This is a genomic window from Streptomyces plumbidurans, assembly GCF_019857225.1.
Lineage (GTDB): Bacteria > Actinomycetota > Actinomycetes > Streptomycetales > Streptomycetaceae > Streptomyces > Streptomyces plumbidurans.
The window spans coordinates 1-17,570 of the sequence record NZ_JAFJSY010000027.1 but is presented as its reverse complement, the minus strand read 5'-3'; the positions used below and the strand labels follow the sequence as shown (position 1 = coordinate 17,570).

The following is a 17,570-nucleotide window of genomic DNA, read 5'->3' as shown; positions in this document are numbered from 1 at the left end:
TCCGCCAGGTCGGACATTGAGGACATACTGCCCCGGATTTGAGCATGTATCCAGGCTCAAGAGGTTCCTAGAACACCCGTCCGGCCACTCGTCGGAGGACTCGCTCGACCGGCCGGAACGCCCACGAGGGCGATCGTGACGGCCGCGGAGGGCCGTCACGAAGACCTCACACGGCCGCGACGGCGACCCGGATCTCCTCCGCGAAACGGTCCGCGGCCGAGCGCAGCGCCCCGGCGTCCGGACCGTGCCGCAGCACCCCCCGGCTGACATTCGGCACCACATTGCGCACCGCCGCGCCGAAGACGCCGGGAAGGTCGGCCGCGGTGGCTCCCTGGGCGCCGATGCCGGGCGCCAGGAGCGGCCCGTTGATGTCCAGGTCGTACGTCGACAGATCGCCCAGGGTGGCGCCGACGACCGCCCCGAAGGAGCCCAGCGGCTGCTCGCCCGCGTTCTCGGCGGCGAGGTGCGCCAGCATCGTCGCTCCGACGCTGCGCCCGTCCGCGCGCACCGCGTGCTGTACCTCGCCGCCCTCCGGGTTGGAGGTCAGCGCGAGCACGAACAGGCCCGTGCCGCTCTCCCGGGCGAGGGCGACGGCCGGGGAGAGCGAGCCGTAGCCGAGGTAGGGCGAGACGGTGAGCGCGTCCGAGAGGAGCGGGGAGTCCTTGTGCAGGAAGGTCTCGGCGTACGCGGTCATGGTCGAGCCGATGTCGCCGCGCTTGGCGTCCATCACGACCAGCGCGCCGGCCGCCCGCGCCTGCTCGACCGTCTTCTCCAGTACGGCGATGCCGCGCGACCCGAAGCGCTCGAAGAACGCGCTCTGCGGCTTCAGCACGGCGACCCGGTCGGCCACCGCCTCGACGACCGTGCGGCTGAACCGCTCCAGACCGGCGACGTCGTCGTTCAGGCCCCACTCGGCGAGCAGCGAGGCGTGCGGATCGATGCCGACGCACAACGGACCGCGCTCGTCCATGGCGTGGCGCAGACGGGTGCCGAAGGGTTCCAGGACAGTCATGCGGACTTCCTCGTGTCGGCGCCGACCGCGTCGGCGAGGGTGGCGTACGGGCTGGTGCGCAGGCGAGCGGCGAGGCCCTTGTGGACGGCGCGGGCCCAGAAGGGGCCCTCGTAGATGAAGGCGCTGTAGCCCTGAACCAGGGTGGCGCCGGCCAGGATGCGCTGCCAGGCGTCCTCGGCGTTCTCGATGCCGCCGACGCCCACCAGGGTGATGCGGTCGCCCACGCGCGCGTAGAGGCGACGCAGCACCTCCAGGGAGCGGGCCTTCAGGGGCGCGCCGGACAGTCCGCCGGCCTCCTTGACGAGGGAAGGTTCGGATGTCAAACCGAGTCCCTCGCGCGCGATGGTGGTGTTCGTGGCGATGATCCCGTCCAGGCCGAGTTCCACAGCGAGGTCGGCGACGGCGTCCACGTCCTCGTCGGCGAGGTCCGGCGCGATCTTCACCAGCAGCGGGACGCGGCGGCCGGTCACCGTACGGTCGGCGGCCTCGCGGACGGCGCTCAGCAGCGGGCGCAGCGCCTCCGTGGCCTGCAGATTGCGCAGGCCGGGCGTGTTCGGCGAGGAGACGTTCACGACCAGGTAGTCGGCGTACGGCGCCAGGCGCTCGGTCGACTTCACGTAGTCCGCGGCGGCCTCGTCCTCCGGGACGACCTTGGTCTTGCCGATGTTGACGCCCACGACTGTCCTGAAGACCGGCTCACGGGACGCCAGGCGGGCCGCCACGGCCAGCGAGCCCTCGTTGTTGAAGCCCATGCGGTTGATCAGCGCGCGGTCCTTCACGAGCCGGAACAGCCGCTTCTTGGGGTTGCCGGGCTGCGCCTGCCCGGTCACGGTGCCGATCTCGACGTGGTCGAAGCCCAGCATCGACATGCCGTCGATGGCGACCGCGTTCTTGTCGAAGCCGGCGGCGAGCCCGAAGGGACCGTGCATACGCAGCCCGAACGCCTCGGTGCGCAACTCCTTGTGGCGCGGCGCGAGCGCGGCGGCGACGAAGGTGCGCAGCACGGGGAGGCGGACGGCGAGGCGGATCCAGCGGAAGGCGAGGTAATGCGCCTGCTCGGGGTCCATGCGCCGGAAGACCAGGCGGAAGAAGAGCTTGTACATCTCGGATGAGTCCTCTGTGTCCTCTGTGCCCCCTTCCGTATGGGGACACAGAGGGGGACACCGTTTCCGATGTCCCCCTCGTCGGCTGCTAGTCGCGGGCCGCGGTCAGGTGTTCCGCGTGTTCCTGGAGCGAACGGACGCCCACGTCACCGTGGTTGAGGGCGTCGATGCCCTGGACGGCGGCGGCGAGCGCCTGGACCGTCGTCAGGCACGGGACCGACCGCGCCACGGCCGCCGTACGGATCTCGTAGCCGTCCAGGCGGCCGCCGGTGCCGTACGGGGTGTTGACGATGAGGTCGACCTCTCCGTCGTGGATGTACTGGACGATGGTCTTCTCGCCGTTCGGGCCGGGGCCCTCGGACTGCTTGCGCACGACCGTGGCGTTGATGCCGTTGCGCTTGAGGACCTCTGCGGTGCCGGAGGTGGCGAGCAGCTCGAAGCCGTGGGCGACCAGCTCGCGGGCCGGGAAGATCATCGAGCGCTTGTCACGGTTGGCGACCGAGATGAACGCACGGCCCTTGGTGGGCAGCGGGCCGTAGGCACCCGCCTGCGACTTGGCGTACGCCGTGCCGAAGACCGAGTCGATGCCCATGACCTCACCGGTGGAGCGCATCTCCGGGCCGAGGACGGTGTCGACGCCGCGGCCGTGGATGTCGCGGAAGCGCGACCACGGCATCACGGCCTCCTTGACGGAGATCGGCGCGTCCAGCGGCAGTTCGCCGCCGTCGCCGTTGGCCGGGAGCAGGCCCTCGACACGCAGCTCCGCGACGGTCGCGCCCAGCGAGATGCGGGCGGCGGCCTTCGCCAGCGGCACCGCGGTCGCCTTCGAGGTGAAGGGGACGGTGCGCGACGCGCGAGGGTTGGCCTCCAGGACGTAGAGGATGTCGCCGGCCATCGCGAACTGGATGTTGATCAGGCCGCGCACGCCCACGCCGCGGGCGATGGCCTCCGTGGACGCCCGCAGCCGCTTGATGTCGAAGCCGCCGAGCGTGATCGGGGGCAGCGCGCACGCCGAGTCGCCGGAGTGGATGCCGGCCTCCTCGATGTGCTCCATGACGCCGCCGAGGTAGAGCTCGTGGCCGTCGTAGAGGGCGTCGACGTCGATCTCGATCGCGTCGTCGAGGAAGCGGTCGACCAGGACCGGCCGGGAGGGGCTGATCTCGGTCGACTCGGCGATGTAGGACTCCAGCCGGGTCTCGTCGTAGACGATCTCCATGCCGCGCCCGCCGAGGACGTACGAGGGCCGCACCAGGACCGGGTAGCCGATCTCGTCGGCGATGGCCTTGGCACCGGCGAAGGTGGTGGCGGTGCCGTGCTTGGGGGCCGGCAGGCCCGCCTCGGCGAGGACGCGGCCGAACGCGCCCCGGTCCTCGGCCGCGTGGATGGCCTCCGGGGAGGTGCCCACGATCGGCACGCCGTTGTCCTTCAGCGCCTGCGCGAGGCCCAGCGGGGTCTGGCCGCCCAGCTGGACCACCACGCCCGCCACCGGACCGGCCTGCCGCTCGGCGTGCACGATCTCCAGCACGTCCTCGAGCGTCAGCGGCTCGAAGTACAGGCGGTCGGAGGTGTCGTAGTCCGTGGAGACGGTCTCCGGGTTGCAGTTGACCATCACGGTCTCGTACCCGGCGTCGCTCAGCGCGAAGGAGGCGTGGACGCAGGAGTAGTCGAACTCGATGCCCTGGCCGATGCGGTTGGGGCCGGAGCCCAGGATGATCACCGCGGGCTTCTCGCGGGGCGCGACCTCGCTCTCCTCGTCGTAGGAGGAGTAGAAGTACGGCGTCCTCGCGGCGAACTCGGCGGCGCAGGTGTCGACCGTCTTGTAGACCGGGCGGATGCCGAGCGCGTGCCGCACCTCGCGGACGACGTCCTCGCGCAGGCCGCGGATCTCGGCGATCTGGGTGTCGGAGAAGCCGTGCCGCTTGGCCTCGCCCAGCAGGTCCGGCGTCAGCTCGGGGGCCTCGGCGAGTTCGTCGGCGATCTCCTTGATCAGGAAGAGCTGATCGACGAACCAGGGGTCGATCTTCGTGTAGTCGAAGACCTCCTCCTGTGTGGCACCGGCGCGGATGGCCCGCATGACCGTGTTGATGCGGCCGTCGGTCGGGCGGACCGCCTCCTCCAGAAGGGCGGCCTTGTCGCCGGGCTCGCCCACGAAGGTGAACTGGCTGCCCTTCCTCTCCAGCGAGCGAAGCGCCTTCTGGAAGGCCTCGGTGAAGTTGCGGCCGATGGCCATGGCCTCGCCGACCGACTTCATGGTGGTGGTGAGGGTGGAGTCGGCGGAGGGGAACTTCTCGAAGGCGAACCGCGGGGCCTTGACGACCACGTAGTCGAGCGTCGGCTCGAAGGAGGCCGGCGTCTCCTGCGTGATGTCGTTCGGGATCTCGTCGAGGGTGTATCCGACGGCGAGCTTGGCCGCGATCTTGGCGATGGGAAAGCCGGTCGCCTTGGAGGCGAGCGCCGAGGAGCGCGACACGCGCGGGTTCATCTCGATGACGATGACCCGGCCGTCCTCCGGGTTCACCGCGAACTGGATGTTGCAGCCGCCGGTGTCGACGCCGACCTCGCGGATCACGGCGATGCCGATGTCGCGCAGGATCTGGTACTCGCGGTCGGTCAGCGTCATCGCCGGGGCGACGGTGATCGAGTCGCCGGTGTGCACGCCCATCGGGTCGAAGTTCTCGATGGAGCAGACGACCACGACGTTGTCGTGCTTGTCGCGCATCAGCTCCAGCTCGTACTCCTTCCAGCCGAGGATGGACTCCTCCAGGAGCACCTCGGTGGTGGGAGACAGGGTCAGGCCCTGGCCCGCGATGCGGCGCAGCTCCTCCTCGTCGTGGGCGAAGCCGGAGCCGGCGCCGCCCATCGTGAAGGAGGGGCGGACGACGACCGGGTAGCCGCCTAGCGTCTCGACGCCGGCCAGGACGTCGTCCATGGAGTGGCAGATGACCGAGCGGGCGGACTCGCCGTGCCCGATCTTCCGGCGTACGGCCTCGACGACCTCCTTGAACAGGTCGCGGTCCTCGCCCTTGTTGATGGCCTCGACGTTGGCGCCGATCAGCTCGACGCCGTACTTCTCCAGCGTGCCCGCCTGGTGCAGCGAGATGGCCGTGTTGAGGGCCGTCTGACCGCCCAGGGTGGGCAGCAGCGCGTCGGGGCGCTCCTTGGCGATGATCTTCTCGACGAACTCCGGGGTGATCGGCTCGACGTACGTGGCGTCGGCGATCTCCGGGTCGGTCATGATCGTCGCCGGGTTGGAGTTGACCAGGACGACCCTGAGGCCCTCGGCGCGCAGGATGCGGCACGCCTGCGTGCCGGAGTAGTCGAACTCGGCGGCCTGGCCGATGACGATCGGGCCGGAGCCGATGACCAGGACGGACTGGATATCGGTGCGCTTAGGCACGCTGGCCCTCCAGAGCTGTGCTCATCAAAGACGTGAAGCGGTCGAACAGGTAGGCGGCGTCGTGCGGGCCCGCTGCCGCTTCGGGGTGGTACTGGACGCTGAAGGCCGGGCGGTCGAGGAGCTGCAGCCCCTCCACCACGTTGTCGTTCAGGCAGACGTGGGAGACCTCCGCGCGGCCGTACGGCGTCTCGGAGACCCGGTCGAGCGGGGCGTCGACGGCGAAGCCGTGGTTGTGCGCGGTGACCTCGACCTTGCCGGTCGTGCGGTCCTGCACGGGCTGGTTGATGCCGCGGTGGCCGTACTTGAGCTTGTACGTGCCGAAGCCGAGCGCCCGCCCGAGGATCTGGTTGCCGAAGCAGATGCCGAAGAGCGGGGTGCCGCGCTCCAGGACCGCCCGCATCACGGAGACGGGGTGGTCGGCCGTGGCCGGGTCGCCGGGTCCGTTGGAGAAGAAGACCCCGTCGGGGCCGACGGCGTAGACGTCCTCGACGGTGGCGGTGGCCGGGAGCACGTGCACCTCGATGCCGCGCTCGGCCATACGGTGCGGGGTCATGCCCTTGATGCCGAGGTCGACGGCGGCCACGGTGAACTTCTTCTCGCCGATGGCCGGGACGACGTAGGCCTCCTTGGTGGCGACCTCTGCGGCGAGGTCGGCGCCCTTCATCTCGGGGGCCTGGCGGACCTCGGCGAGCATGGTGCCCTCGTCGGGCAGCGCGTTGCCGGAGAAGATGCCGACGCGCATGGCGCCGCGCTCGCGCAGATGGCGCGTCAGCGCGCGCGTGTCGATGCCCGAGATGCCGACGACGCCCTGCTCGCGCAGCTCCTCGTCCAGCGAGCGCCGGGAGCGCCAGTTGGACGGCACGCGCGCGGGGTCGCGCACGACGTAGCCGGCGACCCAGATCCGCCTGCTCTCCGGGTCCTCGTCGTTGACGCCGGTGTTGCCGACGTGCGGGGAGGTCATCACGACGACCTGGCGGTGGTACGACGGGTCGGTCAGGGTCTCCTGGTAGCCGGTCATGCCGGTCGAGAAGACCGCCTCGCCGAAGGTCACCCCCACGGCCCCGTAGGCACGGCCGCGGAAGATCCGGCCGTCCTCCAGGACGAGTACGGCGGGAGCCGCGTGCCTGCGAGCGGCGGTTCCCCTGGTGGAGGTTGTCATCGTGCGCCTTCCGTCTTGTTGATCATGTGGTTCAGGGTCTCGACCCACTCGGTGTGCTCGGCGGCGTGGTCGGAGCGGAAGCCCGAGTCGATCAGTCGCTCGCCGTGCTGCCAGGTCACCACGAGCAGTCCGCCCTCCGTCAGCACCTTGCCGGCGATGCCCTTGTCGAGCCGGGCCTCGCGCAGCTGCGCGAGGGGGACGAAGAAGTCGCTCGCGCCGGGGCGTACGACGTCCAGTCCCGTGTCCGTCAGCGTGAGCTCGACCCGGCTGCGGGTGCCCAGGCCGTGCGCCACGATGCGGTCCAGCCACTGACCGGCCGTGGTGGAGCCGTGGTAACGCCCGCTCATGGTCAGTTTCGCCTCGCCGGGCTCGTCCGGCGAGGTAAACAGTTCGGGCACGTCTCCCTGGAGCGTGCCGCGCCACTTCCAGCCCTCGCGCATCAGCCAGTAGACGAGCGCGACGAACAGGAGGAGGCCGACCAGCCAGCCGACCCGGGCGGCCCAGTCGGTGACCTCGGCCGACTGCTTCGCGGCGGCCTGATACGTCAGATGCAGAGGTGTCACGTGAGCTTCCCGTCGACGAGCGTGGCCTTGCCCCGCAGCCACGTGTGCGTCACTCGGCCGGGCAGCTCACGCCCTTCGTACGGGGTGTTCCGGCTGCGCGAGGCGAAGCCCGCGGGGTCCACCGACCCACGGTATGCCGTGTCGACGAGTGTGAGGTTGGCGGGCTCACCGGCCGAGACGGGACGCCCGTGCCCCTTCGCCTGTCCGATCTCGGCGGGCTTGACGGACATCCGCTCGGCGACCCCGGCCCAGGTGAGGAGCCCGGTGTCCACCATGGTCTCCTGCACCACCGACAGGGCGGTCTCCAGGCCCACCATCCCCATGGCGGCCGCGGCCCACTCGCAGTCCTTGTCCTCGTGCGGGTGCGGGGCGTGGTCGGTGGCGACGATGTCGATGGTGCCGTCGGCGAGCGCCTCGCGCAGAGCCAGCACGTCGCGTTCGGTGCGCAGCGGCGGGTTGACCTTGTAGACCGGGTTGTAGGTGCGCACCAGCTCGTCGGTGAGCAGCAGGTGGTGCGGGGTGACCTCGGCGGTGACGTCGATGCCGCGGGACTTGGCCCAGCGGACGATCTCGACGGACCCGGCGGTCGACAGATGGCAGATGTGCACGCGGGAGCCGACGTGCTCGGCGAGCAGGACGTCCCGGGCGATGATCGATTCCTCGGCCACCGACGGCCAGCCGCCGAGCCCCAGCTCGGCGGAGACGACGCCCTCGTTCATCTGGGCGCCCTCGGTCAGCCGCGGCTCCTGGGCGTGCTGGGCGACGACGCCGCCGAAGGCCTTCACGTACTCCAGCGCCCGGCGCATGATCACGGCGTCGTCGACACACTTGCCGTCGTCGGAGAAAACGGTGACGCCGGCGGCGGACTCGTGCATGGCGCCGAGCTCGGCGAGCTTCCTGCCCTCCAGGCCGACGGTGACGGCGCCGATGGGCTGCACGTCGCAGTAGCCGTGCTCCTGCCCGAGCCGGTAGACCTGCTCGACCACGCCGGCGGTGTCGGCCACGGGGAAGGTGTTGGCCATGGCGAAGACGGACGTGTAGCCGCCGGAGGCGGCCGCGCGGGTGCCGGTCAGCACCGTCTCGGAGTCCTCGCGGCCCGGCTCGCGCAGATGCGTGTGCAGGTCGACCAGGCCCGGCAGCAGCACCTTGCCGGCGGCCTCGACGACCTCGGCGCCGTCGGCGCTCAGTCCGGAGCCCACCTCGGCGATCGTCGCGCCGTCGATCAGGACGTCCTGCACCTCGCCGCCGAGCACCTTCGCACCACGGATCAGGATCTTGCTCATGTGTCTTACTTCTCCTCGGTGGTGCGGGCGTGGGTGACGGCGGGCTCGTTGCCACCGAGCAGCAGGTACAGAACGGCCATCCGGATGGAGACTCCGTTTGCGACCTGCTCGACGACGGTGCAGCGGTCGGAGTCGGCGACCTCGGCGGTGATCTCCATGCCGCGGACCATCGGGCCGGGGTGCATCACGATGGCGTGCTCGGGCATCCGCGCCATGCGGTCGCCGTCGAGGCCGTAGCGCCGCGAGTACTCGCGCTCGGTCGGGAAGAACGCGGCGTTCATCCGCTCGCGCTGCACGCGCAGCATCATCACGGCGTCGGACTTGGGCAGTACGGCGTCGAGGTCGTACGACACCTCGCAGGGCCAGGTCTCGACGCCGACCGGCACCAGGGTGGGCGGCGCGACGAGGGTGACCTCGGCGCCGAGGGTGTGCAGCAGATCGACGTTGGAGCGCGCGACCCGGCTGTGCAGGACGTCGCCGACGAGCGTGATGCGCTTGCCGGACAGGTCCTGGCCGAGACCGGCGTCCCGGCCGACCAGGCGGCGGCGCATGGTGAAGGCGTCGAGCAGGGCCTGCGTGGGGTGCTGGTGCGTGCCGTCACCGGCGTTGATGACGGCGGCGTCGATCCAGCCGGAGTTGGCCAGGCGGTACGGGGCTCCGGAGGCGCCGTGCCGGATGACCACGGCATCGACGCCCATGGCCTCCAGGGTCTGCGCGGTGTCCTTCAGGGACTCGCCCTTGGAGACGCTGGAGCCCTTGGCGGTGAAGTTGATGACGTCCGCGGACAGCCGCTTCTCGGCGGCCTCGAAGGAGATCCGCGTGCGCGTGGAGTCCTCGAAGAAGAGGTTGACGACGGTACGGCCGCGCAGGGTCGGCAGTTTCTTGATCGGCCGGTCGGCGACCCGGGCCATCTCCTCGGCGGTGTCGAGGATCAGGACGGCGTCGTCGCGGGTGAGGTCGGCGGCCGAGATGAGATGACGCTGCATCTGTCAGGCTCCGTAAGGCAGTTCGGTCGGGGAGATTCCGGGCAGACCGGGGCACGCCGAAGGACGGCACGCCCCTCGGTCTGCTACTGGGTCGGCTTCACACCGAGCAGCACGGTGTCGCGACCGTCCTCCTCGGCGAGCAGGACCTTGACCGTCTCCCGCAGCGACGTGGGGAGGTTCTTGCCGACGTAGTCGGCGCGGATGGGCAGTTCGCGGTGGCCGCGGTCGACCAGGACCGCGAGCTGGACCGCGCGCGGGCGCCCGACGTCGTTCAGGGCGTCGAGGGCGGCGCGGACGGTGCGGCCGGAGAAGAGCACGTCGTCGACGAGGACGACCAGCCGGCCGTCGATGCCGTCACCGGGGATCTCCGTGCGGGCCAGCGCACGCGGCGGGTGCATGCGCAGGTCGTCGCGGTACATGGTGATGTCGAGCGAGCCGACCGGGATCTTCCGGTCGGTGATCTCCTCGAGCTTCGCGGCGAGCCGCTGGGCGAGGAAGACACCTCGGGTGGGAATGCCGAGGAGCACCACGTCGTCGGCGCCCTTGGCGCGCTCGACGATCTCGTGGGCGATGCGGGTCAACACCCGCGCGATGTCGGGCCCTTCGAGCACGGGCCGGGCATCGGACGCTTGCATGTCCATACGAAACGGACCCCCTTCTCCGCCTCACGGGACGGACCTTAAAGGACGTCGGATTTGCGCCATCCACGGTAGCAGGCCCGTCGGACGCCCCGGATCACCCCCCTGGCGTAACCGGCCACCGCTGTCACGGAAGAGTCGGTGTGGACCATTCGGCTTGACGCGCGAGAGTCACGCTGCGTAACCTCACAGTGAGTTACGAGACGCGCGGCTCGGAACCCCTCGAGCTGCGCCGACACAGTGTCCGGGGAGCTATATGTCCAGCGAATACGCCAAACAGCTCGGGGCCAAGCTCCGGGCCATCCGCACCCAGCAGGGCCTTTCCCTCCACGGTGTCGAGGAGAAGAGCCAGGGACGCTGGAAGGCGGTCGTGGTCGGATCGTACGAGCGCGGCGACCGAGCCGTGACCGTGCAGCGCCTTGCCGAGCTGGCGGATTTCTATGGGGTCCCGGTCCAGGAGCTGCTCCCGGGCACCACCCCGGGCGGTGCCGCCGAGCCGCCGCCGAAGCTGGTCCTCGACCTGGAGCGGCTGGCCACGGTGCCGGCCGAGAAGGCGGGCCCCCTCCAGCGCTACGCGGCGACGATCCAGTCCCAGCGCGGTGACTACAACGGCAAGGTGCTGTCGATCCGCCAGGACGACCTGCGCACACTCGCCGTCATCTACGACCAGTCCCCCTCGGTCCTGACCGAGCAGCTGATCAGCTGGGGTGTGCTGGACGCGGACGCACGCCGCGCGGTCGTCCACGAGGACGCCTGACGCCCACAGCGCAGAAACGTGCCGCCGGGGTGGCCGGAACTTCATGGTTCCGGCCACCCCGGCGGCTTTCTGCGGGCTTCGGGGGCCTCGCGGGCACCGGGAGACGGCGGCACACGCCGGGGGACGCCAGGGGGCCCGCAGCAGTCGCGCTGCGGGCCCCCTGGCGATACGTGGCTCTGCAGGTGGCTTCCACGAGGCCTGCGAGGCCTGCGAGGCCTGCGAGAAAGACCAGTCTCCTACGCCTCGTCCCGGCGCAGCGAGGGCTTCAGCTCCTTGAACCGGCCCAGCAGACCGTTGACGAACGCCGGCGACTCGTCCGTGGAGAACTCCTTCGCCAGCTGCACCATCTCGTCCAGCACGACGGCGTCCGGGGTCTCGTCGACCCAGATCAGCTCGTAGGCGCCGAGACGCAGGACGTTGCGGTCCACCACCGGCATCCGGTCCAGCGTCCAGCCGACCGCGTACTGCGCGATGAGGTCGTCGATGCGCCGGGCGTGCTTGGCGTACCCCTCGACCAGCTGCATGGTGTACTCGCTCACCGGCGGCTGGCGGGTGTCGTCCCGGGAGAGCCGGATCCAGTCCGCGAGGACCGTCTGGACATCGGCGTCGCGCTGGTCGCCCTCGAAGAGGATCTGGAAGGCGCGCTTGCGGGCCGTGTTGCGGGCAGCCACGGTTAGCTGTTCACCCGGCCGAGGTAGTCGCTGGTACGGGTGTCGACCTTGATCTTCTCGCCGGTGGTGATGAAGAGCGGGACCTGGATCTGGTGACCGGTCTCCAGGGTGGCGGGCTTGGTGCCGCCGGTGGAGCGGTCGCCCTGGACGCCCGGCTCGGTCTCCTGGACGACGAGCTCGACGGCGGCCGGCAGCTCGACGAAGAGCACCTCGCCCTCGTGCTGCGCGACGGTGGCCGTGAAGCCCTCGATCAGGAAGTTGGCGGCGTCGCCGACGGCCTTGCGGTCCACCATCAGCTGGTCGTAGGTCTCCATGTCCATGAAGACGAAGTACTCACCGTCCATGTACGAGAACTGCATGTCGCGCTTGTCGACAGTGGCCGTCTCGACCTTGACGCCGGCGTTGAAGGTCTTGTCGACCACCTTGCCGGAGAGCACGTTCTTGAGCTTGGTGCGCACGAAGGCAGGGCCCTTGCCGGGCTTGACGTGCTGGAACTCGACGACGGACCAGAGCTGGCCGCCTTCGAGCTTGAGCACCAGGCCGTTCTTGAGGTCGTTCGTGGAAGCCACGGTTGCGGAATCTCCTGGACTGACGTGGACGACCCCGGCGCACGCGCATAGCCGAGAGCTAGAGCGCGAGCAGCTCCTTGGTCGTGATGGTGAGTAGCTCGGGTCCGCCGTCCGCCTCGGGGCGGACGACGAGCGTGTCATCGATCCGGACGCCGCCCCGGCCCGGGAGGTGGACCCCCGGTTCGACGGTGACCGGCACGCAAGCGTCCAGTTTACCCATGGCCGCAGGGGCCAATAGCGGGTCCTCGTCGATTTCGAGTCCCACACCGTGCCCCGTCAGGGGCGGCAGTCCCTCCGCGTGCCCCGCGGAGTCCAGCACCTGACGTGCGGCGCGGTCGACGTCGCGGCAGGCCGCGCCGGGCACCAGATTCTCCCGTCCGGCGCGCTGGGCGGCGAAGACGAGGTCGTAGAGCTCGATCTGCCAGTCCGCGGGGGAGGTGCCGATGACGAAGGTGCGGCCGATCTCGCAGCGGTAGCCGCGGTAGGCGGCGCCCAGGCAGACGGAGAGGAAGTCGCCCTCCTCGACCCGGCGGTCGGTGGGCCGGTGGCCGCGGCGCCCCGCGTTGGGGCCGGTGGCGACGGAGGTCGGGAAGGCGGGTCCGTCGGCGCCGTGGTCGACCAGGCGGCGCTCCAGTTCGAGGGCGAGGTGCCGCTCGGTGCGGCCGACCAGGATGGACTCCAGGAGTTCGCCCAGGGCCTGGTCGGCGATCTCTGCGCCGATGCGCAGACAGGAGATCTCCTCCTCGTCCTTGACCACCCTCAGCTGCTCGACCACTCCCCCGAGGTCGGTCAGGCGCAGCCGCGGGACGACCGAGCGGATGGCGCGGTGGCGGGCCACGGTGAGGTGGTGCTCCTCCACGGCGAGGGTGTCGGCGCGCCCGGCCTCGGCGAGGTCGGCCGCGGCGACCGCGGGATCGCCCGCGGTGCCGGGCAGCGTCTGCACCCGCAGCAGGTCGTCCGGCCTGCCCTCCGCGAGGCGGTCGTCCGGCGGACCGGCGCACAGCAGCACGTCGTCGGCCTTGCCCAGGAGCAGGACGGCGCCCCGCGGGGCCGTGCCCGCGAGGTAGCGGACATTGGCGGGGCGGGAGATCAGCGCCGCTGCGCTGCCGCTCGCCTGGCACTGTTCCCGAAGCCGCCTGCGGCGGGTGGCGTACACCTCTGACATGACACGAGCGTAGGAGCGGTGGGCGTTTTGTGCCGGTTGGGAGGGTGCCGTTCGGGGGACGGGCGCTACCAGGCGGGCGGGCTCGCGATCGACCGCGCCAGTACGTCGTCCAGGACACGGGCCGTCGAGGGCACGTCCAGCTGGGAGTTGTCGATGATCGGCAGTCCCGAGCCGTACCAGCCCGCCATACGGCCGTGGATGCGGGCGACCTCCTCGTCGGTGAGGCGGCGGTTGCCGGAGCGTTCCGCGTTGCGCTCCAGGACGATCTCCAGGCCGGGGAGCAGGACGACCGGCAGGAGGCCGGGGCCCACATGGCGCTTCCAGCCGCCGAGGCCGACGACCGGGCGGTCGGGGAAGACGGCGTCGTCCAGGATGCAGGAGATGCCGTTGGCCAGGAAGTTGCGGGCGGCGAAGCCGCAGGTGCGGCGGGCGAGGCGGTACTGCGCCTCCGAGTGGTCGTTCCACCCCGACTGGGGGTCGGCGAAGCCCGAGCGGACCCATTCCCGTACGTCGTCGAGGCTGATGTGGGCGGTGGGCACCCGGCGGTGGTCCGCCCAGTACTTGGCGACGCTCGTCTTTCCGGCGCCCGCGGGGCCGATGAGCAGCACCGCGAGGGTCGTGCCCGTCGCGTCCGGCACCGCCGTGGCGGGCGGTGCGCTGGGCATGGCGACCGGGCCGCCGGGCGGCAGCGGGACATGGCCCGTGGTCTCCGGGGGCGGCGGAACGGGGGCGTGCTGAGCCGCGGGCCCGGCCGGCGCCGAGGGGTGGCCCGGTGCCGAGGGATGGCCGGGGGCCGAGGGCGGCGGGGGCGGCTGAGGAACGGGGGCCGGGCCGTGCTGCGGGTCCGCCTGATGCGGACCCGGGTGATGTGCGGCCGGCGACCAGCCGGCGGCCGGTCCGTGCCCCGGCTGATGGGGCGGCGGCAGCGGAGGACCCACTGCGTGCTGCATCCGGTGCCACTCCGTCTCGTTCTCGTGGGCGCGGTGTCGCCGCAGGCAATCGACGCCGGGAGCGGGGGCTGATCCCGCTCCCTACCGAACGGTACCTTCCCCGGCCGTCGTTTGGTGAACGGCCGGGGAAGGCCCGAAGTGCCCAGCCTCGCAAGGCAAATCGGACGGATGACGCTCCGGAGTACTTACTCCCCCACTTCGCCGTACGCGGCCAGCAGCACGGCGGGGTCGGGGCCCTCCAGGACGGTGGGCTTGGCCAGTCCGTCCAGGACGATGAAGCGCAGCAGGTTGCCGCGGGACTTCTTGTCGACCTTCATCGTCTCCAGCAGCTTGGGCCACTGGTCGTGGCGGTAGTGCAGCGGCAGGCCGACCGATTCCAGGACGGTGCGGTGGCGGTCGGCCGTGGCGTCGTCCAACCGGCCCGCGAGGCGCCCGAGTTCGGCGGCGAAGTGCATGCCGACGGAGACCGCGGCGCCGTGCCGCCACTTGTAGCGCTCGTTCTTCTCGATCGCATGGCCGAGCGTGTGGCCGTAGTTGAGGATCTCCCTGAGGCCCGACTCCTTCAGGTCGGAGGAGACGACCTCGGCCTTGACCCGGATCGAGCGCTCGATGAGCTCGGCGGTGTGCGGTCCCGCCGGGGTGCGGGCCGCCTGCGGGTCCGCCTCGATCAGCTCCAGGATCACCGGGTCGGCGATGAAGCCGGCCTTGATGATCTCGGCGAGCCCGGAGACGTAGTCGTTGACCGGCAGGGAGTCCAGCGCCGCCAGGTCGCACAGCACTCCGGCCGGCGGATGGAAGGCGCCGACCAGGTTCTTGCCCTCGGCGGTGTTGATGCCGGTCTTGCCGCCGACCGCCGCGTCCACCATCGCGAGGACGGTGGTCGGTACGGCGATCCAGCGCACCCCGCGCAGCCAGGTCGCGGCGACGAAGCCGGCCAGATCCGTGGTCGCGCCGCCGCCGACGCCCACGATGACGTCGGAGCGGGTGAAGCCGGACTGCCCCAGCGCCTTCCAGCAGTAGGCGGCGACCTCGGCGGTCTTGGCCTCCTCGGCGTTGGGCACCTGGATGGCGACGGCCTCGAAGCCCTGCTCGGCCAGATCGGCGCGCAGCGCGTCACCGGTCTCGGCGAGCGCCTCGGGGTGGATCACCGCGATGCGCCGGGCCTTCTCCCCCACCAACCCGGGCAGTTCGCCCAGGAGTTGACGGCCGACCAGGACCTCGTAGGGGTCGCTGCCCGCGCTGCCGCCGACCTGGATCCGGGTGACTGCCTCGCTCATGCTTCTTTCAACTCCAGTGCGTCCAGGGCGACTTGGACAACCTCTTCGGGCGTACGGCCGTCGGTGGCCACGACCGCGGTGGCGACCTCCTCGTACAGCGCGCGCCGGGCCTCCATCAGCTCCCGCCACTGCTTGCGCGGGTTGACCGCGAGCAGTGGGCGCGCGGTGTTCAGCCCGGTGCGCTTGACCGCCTCCTCGACGTCCATCGAGAGATAGACGACCCGCGCACCGGCCAGCAGCGCGCGCGTGTCCGGGTCCAGGATCGCGCCGCCGCCCAGCGCCAGGATGCCGTCGTGCTCGGCGAGCGCCTTGCGCACGGCGGCCTTCTCCATCGCGCGGAAGGCCGACTCGCCCTCGTCGACAAAGATCTCCGCGATCGTGCGGCCCTGTTCGGCCACGATGTCGTCGTCCGTGTCGCGATATCCGGCGCCGAGCCGCTCGGCGAGCAGCCGCCCGACCGTGGACTTGCCCACGCCCATCGGGCCGACCAGCACGATCGCGGTCACCGCGGTCACCGGACGACCAGGTTGTCGAGGTAGGAGCGCACATTGCGGCGGGTCTCGGCGACGCTGTCGCCGCCGAACTTCTCCGCCACCGCGTCCGCCAGCACCAGCGCCACCATCGCCTCGGCGACGATGCCCGCGGCCGGAACCGCCGACACGTCCGAGCGCTGGTGGTGCGCCTGCGTCGCCTCGCCCGTGGCCACGTCCACCGTCTGCAGCGCCCGCGGCACCGTCGCGATCGGCTTCATCGCCGCCCGCACCCGCAGCAGCTCACCCGTGGACAGCCCGCCCTCGGTGCCACCGGCACGCCCCGACACCCGCCGGATGCCCTCCGGCGTGTTCACGATCTCGTCGTGCGCCTTCGACCCCGGCACCCGCGCCAGCCCGAAACCGTCCCCGATCTCCACACCCTTGATCGCCTGAATGCCCATCAGCGCCCCCGCCAGCCGGGCGTCCAGCTTGCGGTCCCAGTGCACGTGCGAGCCCAGGCCCACCGGCACGTCGTAGGCGAGCACCTCGACGACACCACCCAGGGTGTCGCCGTCCTTGTGGGCCTGGTCGACCTCCGCCACCATCGCCTTCGACGCGTCCGCGTCCAGGCAGCGCAGCGGGTCCTCGTCCAGCCGCGCCACATCCGCCGGCGTCGGGTACACCCCCGCCGGGGCCTTCACCGAGCACAGCTCCACCACATGGCTGACGATCTCGATACCGGCCGTCTCCTTCAGATACGACCGCGCCACCGCGCCCAGCGCCACCCGCGCCGCCGTCTCACGCGCCGACGCACGCTCCAGGATCGGCCGCGCCTCGTCGAAGCCGTACTTCTGCATGCCCGCGAGATCGGCGTGACCGGGACGCGGACGGGTCAGCGGCGCGTTGCGCGCCAGCCCGGCCAGGATCTCCGGGTCGACCGGATCGGCCGCCATGACCTGCTCCCACTTGGGCCACTCCGTGTTGCCCACCATGATCGCGACCGGGGAACCCAGGGTCAGACCGTGCCGGACACCGCCGATGAAGGTCACCTCGTCGCGCTCGAACTTCATGCGCGCACCGCGTCCATAGCCGAGCCGGCGCCGGGCCAGATGGTCCGCCACCATCTCCGTGGTGATCGGCACACCGGCGGGAAGGCCCTCCAGCGTCGCCACGAGTGCGGGACCGTGGGACTCCCCCGCGGTCAGCCAGCGCAACCTGCTCAACGGTGCTCCTCAGTGCTCGCGCCCTGGTACTGCCTGCGTACGCACGTCCTCGCGCACGGCGACGGCGCGACCAGGTGCGCGGCCCCGGCCCGCCACCTCCGATCCTCCCACGTCCGCGGGGCACCTCTGCTCCCGGTCCGGCAGACGGACACGGGGCTGACGGGCGGGAGCGGAGCCTGACAGAGGCCAAGGCGAGACGGGCGGGTCAGCGCTGTTGCGCGGCCTCGCGCATCGCGGCCAGCGGGGAGCGCGGATCGCCGGTGAACTGCCGGAACTGAAAGACGGCCTGGTGCACCAGCAGGTCGAGGCCACCGAGCGCCTGCCCGCCGCGCGCCTCCCAGGCG

16 protein-coding genes and 1 pseudogene are annotated in these 17,570 nt (G+C 71.1%); 1 reads left to right on the top strand and 16 read right to left on the bottom strand.

Annotation, left to right across the window (positions count from 1 at the left end; genetic code table 11):
• Window positions 1-166: 166 nt before the first annotated feature.
• The 8 genes from pyrF to pyrR form a co-directional block, all read right to left on the bottom strand.
• Window positions 167-1,012 (bottom strand): orotidine-5'-phosphate decarboxylase, encoded by an 846-nt coding sequence (gene pyrF, locus JYK17_RS18985; protein WP_108011344.1) that lies wholly within the window; start codon window positions 1,010-1,012, stop codon window positions 167-169.
• On the bottom strand, window positions 1,009-2,115 hold the full coding sequence (locus JYK17_RS18980) for a quinone-dependent dihydroorotate dehydrogenase (protein WP_108011346.1): 1,107 nt from the start codon (window positions 2,113-2,115) through the stop codon (window positions 1,009-1,011). Before JYK17_RS18980 ends, pyrF begins: the two co-directional genes overlap by 4 nt.
• A gap of 88 nt (window positions 2,116-2,203) precedes the next feature.
• Entirely contained in the window at window positions 2,204-5,512 is a 3,309-nt protein-coding gene (carB, locus tag JYK17_RS18975; RefSeq protein WP_108011349.1) for a carbamoyl-phosphate synthase large subunit, read from the bottom strand.
• On the bottom strand, window positions 5,505-6,671 hold the full coding sequence (gene carA, locus JYK17_RS18970; protein WP_222810864.1) for a glutamine-hydrolyzing carbamoyl-phosphate synthase small subunit: 1,167 nt from the start codon (window positions 6,669-6,671) through the stop codon (window positions 5,505-5,507). Before carA ends, carB begins: the two co-directional genes overlap by 8 nt.
• Entirely contained in the window at window positions 6,668-7,234 is a 567-nt protein-coding gene (locus JYK17_RS18965; RefSeq protein ID WP_108011356.1) for a PH-like domain-containing protein, read from the bottom strand. Before JYK17_RS18965 ends, carA begins: the two co-directional genes overlap by 4 nt.
• Window positions 7,231-8,517 carry a dihydroorotase gene (locus JYK17_RS18960; RefSeq protein WP_222810863.1) on the bottom strand — a complete coding sequence of 429 codons (1,287 nt, stop codon included), beginning with the start codon at window positions 8,515-8,517 and terminating at the stop codon, window positions 7,231-7,233. Before JYK17_RS18960 ends, JYK17_RS18965 begins: the two co-directional genes overlap by 4 nt.
• A gap of 5 nt (window positions 8,518-8,522) precedes the next feature.
• Window positions 8,523-9,503, bottom strand: coding sequence for an aspartate carbamoyltransferase catalytic subunit (locus tag JYK17_RS18955; RefSeq protein WP_108011361.1), 981 nt, complete (start codon window positions 9,501-9,503; stop codon window positions 8,523-8,525).
• 83 nt (window positions 9,504-9,586) lie between these two features.
• Entirely contained in the window at window positions 9,587-10,144 is a 558-nt protein-coding gene (pyrR, locus tag JYK17_RS18950) for a bifunctional pyr operon transcriptional regulator/uracil phosphoribosyltransferase PyrR (protein WP_108011363.1), read from the bottom strand.
• Between the two features lie 253 nt (window positions 10,145-10,397).
• On the opposite strand from pyrR, the gene bldD reads away from it, so the two are divergent.
• A complete protein-coding gene (gene bldD / locus JYK17_RS18945; protein ID WP_016434222.1) occupies window positions 10,398-10,898 on the top strand; it encodes a transcriptional regulator BldD in 501 nt (166 codons plus the stop codon).
• A 236-nt stretch (window positions 10,899-11,134) separates the two neighbouring features.
• Here the strand turns inward: bldD and nusB are convergent, their stop codons facing one another.
• The 8 genes and pseudogenes from nusB to JYK17_RS18905 all read right to left on the bottom strand — a co-directional run.
• On the bottom strand, window positions 11,135-11,569 hold the full coding sequence (nusB, locus tag JYK17_RS18940; RefSeq protein WP_108011366.1) for a transcription antitermination factor NusB: 435 nt from the start codon (window positions 11,567-11,569) through the stop codon (window positions 11,135-11,137).
• Between the two features lie 2 nt (window positions 11,570-11,571).
• Window positions 11,572-12,138, bottom strand: a complete 567-nt coding sequence (efp, locus tag JYK17_RS18935) for an elongation factor P (protein ID WP_037742222.1) — start codon at window positions 12,136-12,138, stop codon at window positions 11,572-11,574.
• Window positions 12,139-12,196: 58 nt separating this feature from the next.
• Complete coding sequence (locus JYK17_RS18930) at window positions 12,197-13,303, bottom strand: aminopeptidase P family protein (RefSeq protein WP_108011369.1); 1,107 nt, start codon at window positions 13,301-13,303, stop codon at window positions 12,197-12,199.
• Between the two features lie 65 nt (window positions 13,304-13,368).
• Window positions 13,369-14,253 (bottom strand): Pro-rich N-terminal domain-containing protein, encoded by an 885-nt coding sequence (locus JYK17_RS18925; RefSeq protein ID WP_108011371.1) that lies wholly within the window; start codon window positions 14,251-14,253, stop codon window positions 13,369-13,371.
• Between the two features lie 185 nt (window positions 14,254-14,438).
• Window positions 14,439-15,530, bottom strand: a complete 1,092-nt coding sequence (gene aroB, locus JYK17_RS18920) for a 3-dehydroquinate synthase (protein WP_128803599.1) — start codon at window positions 15,528-15,530, stop codon at window positions 14,439-14,441.
• Window positions 15,527-16,009 carry a shikimate kinase gene (locus JYK17_RS18915; RefSeq protein WP_222810877.1) on the bottom strand — a complete coding sequence of 161 codons (483 nt, stop codon included), beginning with the start codon at window positions 16,007-16,009 and terminating at the stop codon, window positions 15,527-15,529. The genes aroB and JYK17_RS18915 overlap by 4 nt, the downstream gene beginning before the upstream one ends.
• A gap of 32 nt (window positions 16,010-16,041) precedes the next feature.
• Complete coding sequence (aroC, locus tag JYK17_RS18910) at window positions 16,042-17,226, bottom strand: chorismate synthase (RefSeq protein ID WP_108011380.1); 1,185 nt, start codon at window positions 17,224-17,226, stop codon at window positions 16,042-16,044.
• 205 nt (window positions 17,227-17,431) lie between these two features.
• A pseudogene (locus tag JYK17_RS18905) lies at window positions 17,432-17,570 on the bottom strand (shikimate dehydrogenase); the annotation flags it as partial.

Coding starts and splice junctions, on each gene's coding strand:
- pyrF (WP_108011344.1), bottom strand. CDS start 1,012: ATGACTGTCCTGGAACCCTTCGGCACCCGTCTGCGCCACGCCATGGAC.
- JYK17_RS18980 (WP_108011346.1), bottom strand. CDS start 2,115: ATGTACAAGCTCTTCTTCCGCCTGGTCTTCCGGCGCATGGACCCCGAG.
- carA (WP_222810864.1), bottom strand. CDS start 6,671: ATGACAACCTCCACCAGGGGAACCGCCGCTCGCAGGCACGCGGCTCCC.
- JYK17_RS18960 (WP_222810863.1), bottom strand. CDS start 8,517: ATGAGCAAGATCCTGATCCGTGGTGCGAAGGTGCTCGGCGGCGAGGTG.
- JYK17_RS18955 (WP_108011361.1), bottom strand. CDS start 9,503: ATGCAGCGTCATCTCATCTCGGCCGCCGACCTCACCCGCGACGACGCC.
- pyrR (WP_108011363.1), bottom strand. CDS start 10,144: ATGGACATGCAAGCGTCCGATGCCCGGCCCGTGCTCGAAGGGCCCGAC.
- bldD (WP_016434222.1), top strand. CDS start 10,398: ATGTCCAGCGAATACGCCAAACAGCTCGGGGCCAAGCTCCGGGCCATC.
- JYK17_RS18930 (WP_108011369.1), bottom strand. CDS start 13,303: ATGTCAGAGGTGTACGCCACCCGCCGCAGGCGGCTTCGGGAACAGTGC.
- JYK17_RS18925 (WP_108011371.1), bottom strand. CDS start 14,253: ATGCAGCACGCAGTGGGTCCTCCGCTGCCGCCGCCCCATCAGCCGGGG.
- aroB (WP_128803599.1), bottom strand. CDS start 15,530: ATGAGCGAGGCAGTCACCCGGATCCAGGTCGGCGGCAGCGCGGGCAGC.
- JYK17_RS18915 (WP_222810877.1), bottom strand. CDS start 16,009: ATGGGCGTGGGCAAGTCCACGGTCGGGCGGCTGCTCGCCGAGCGGCTC.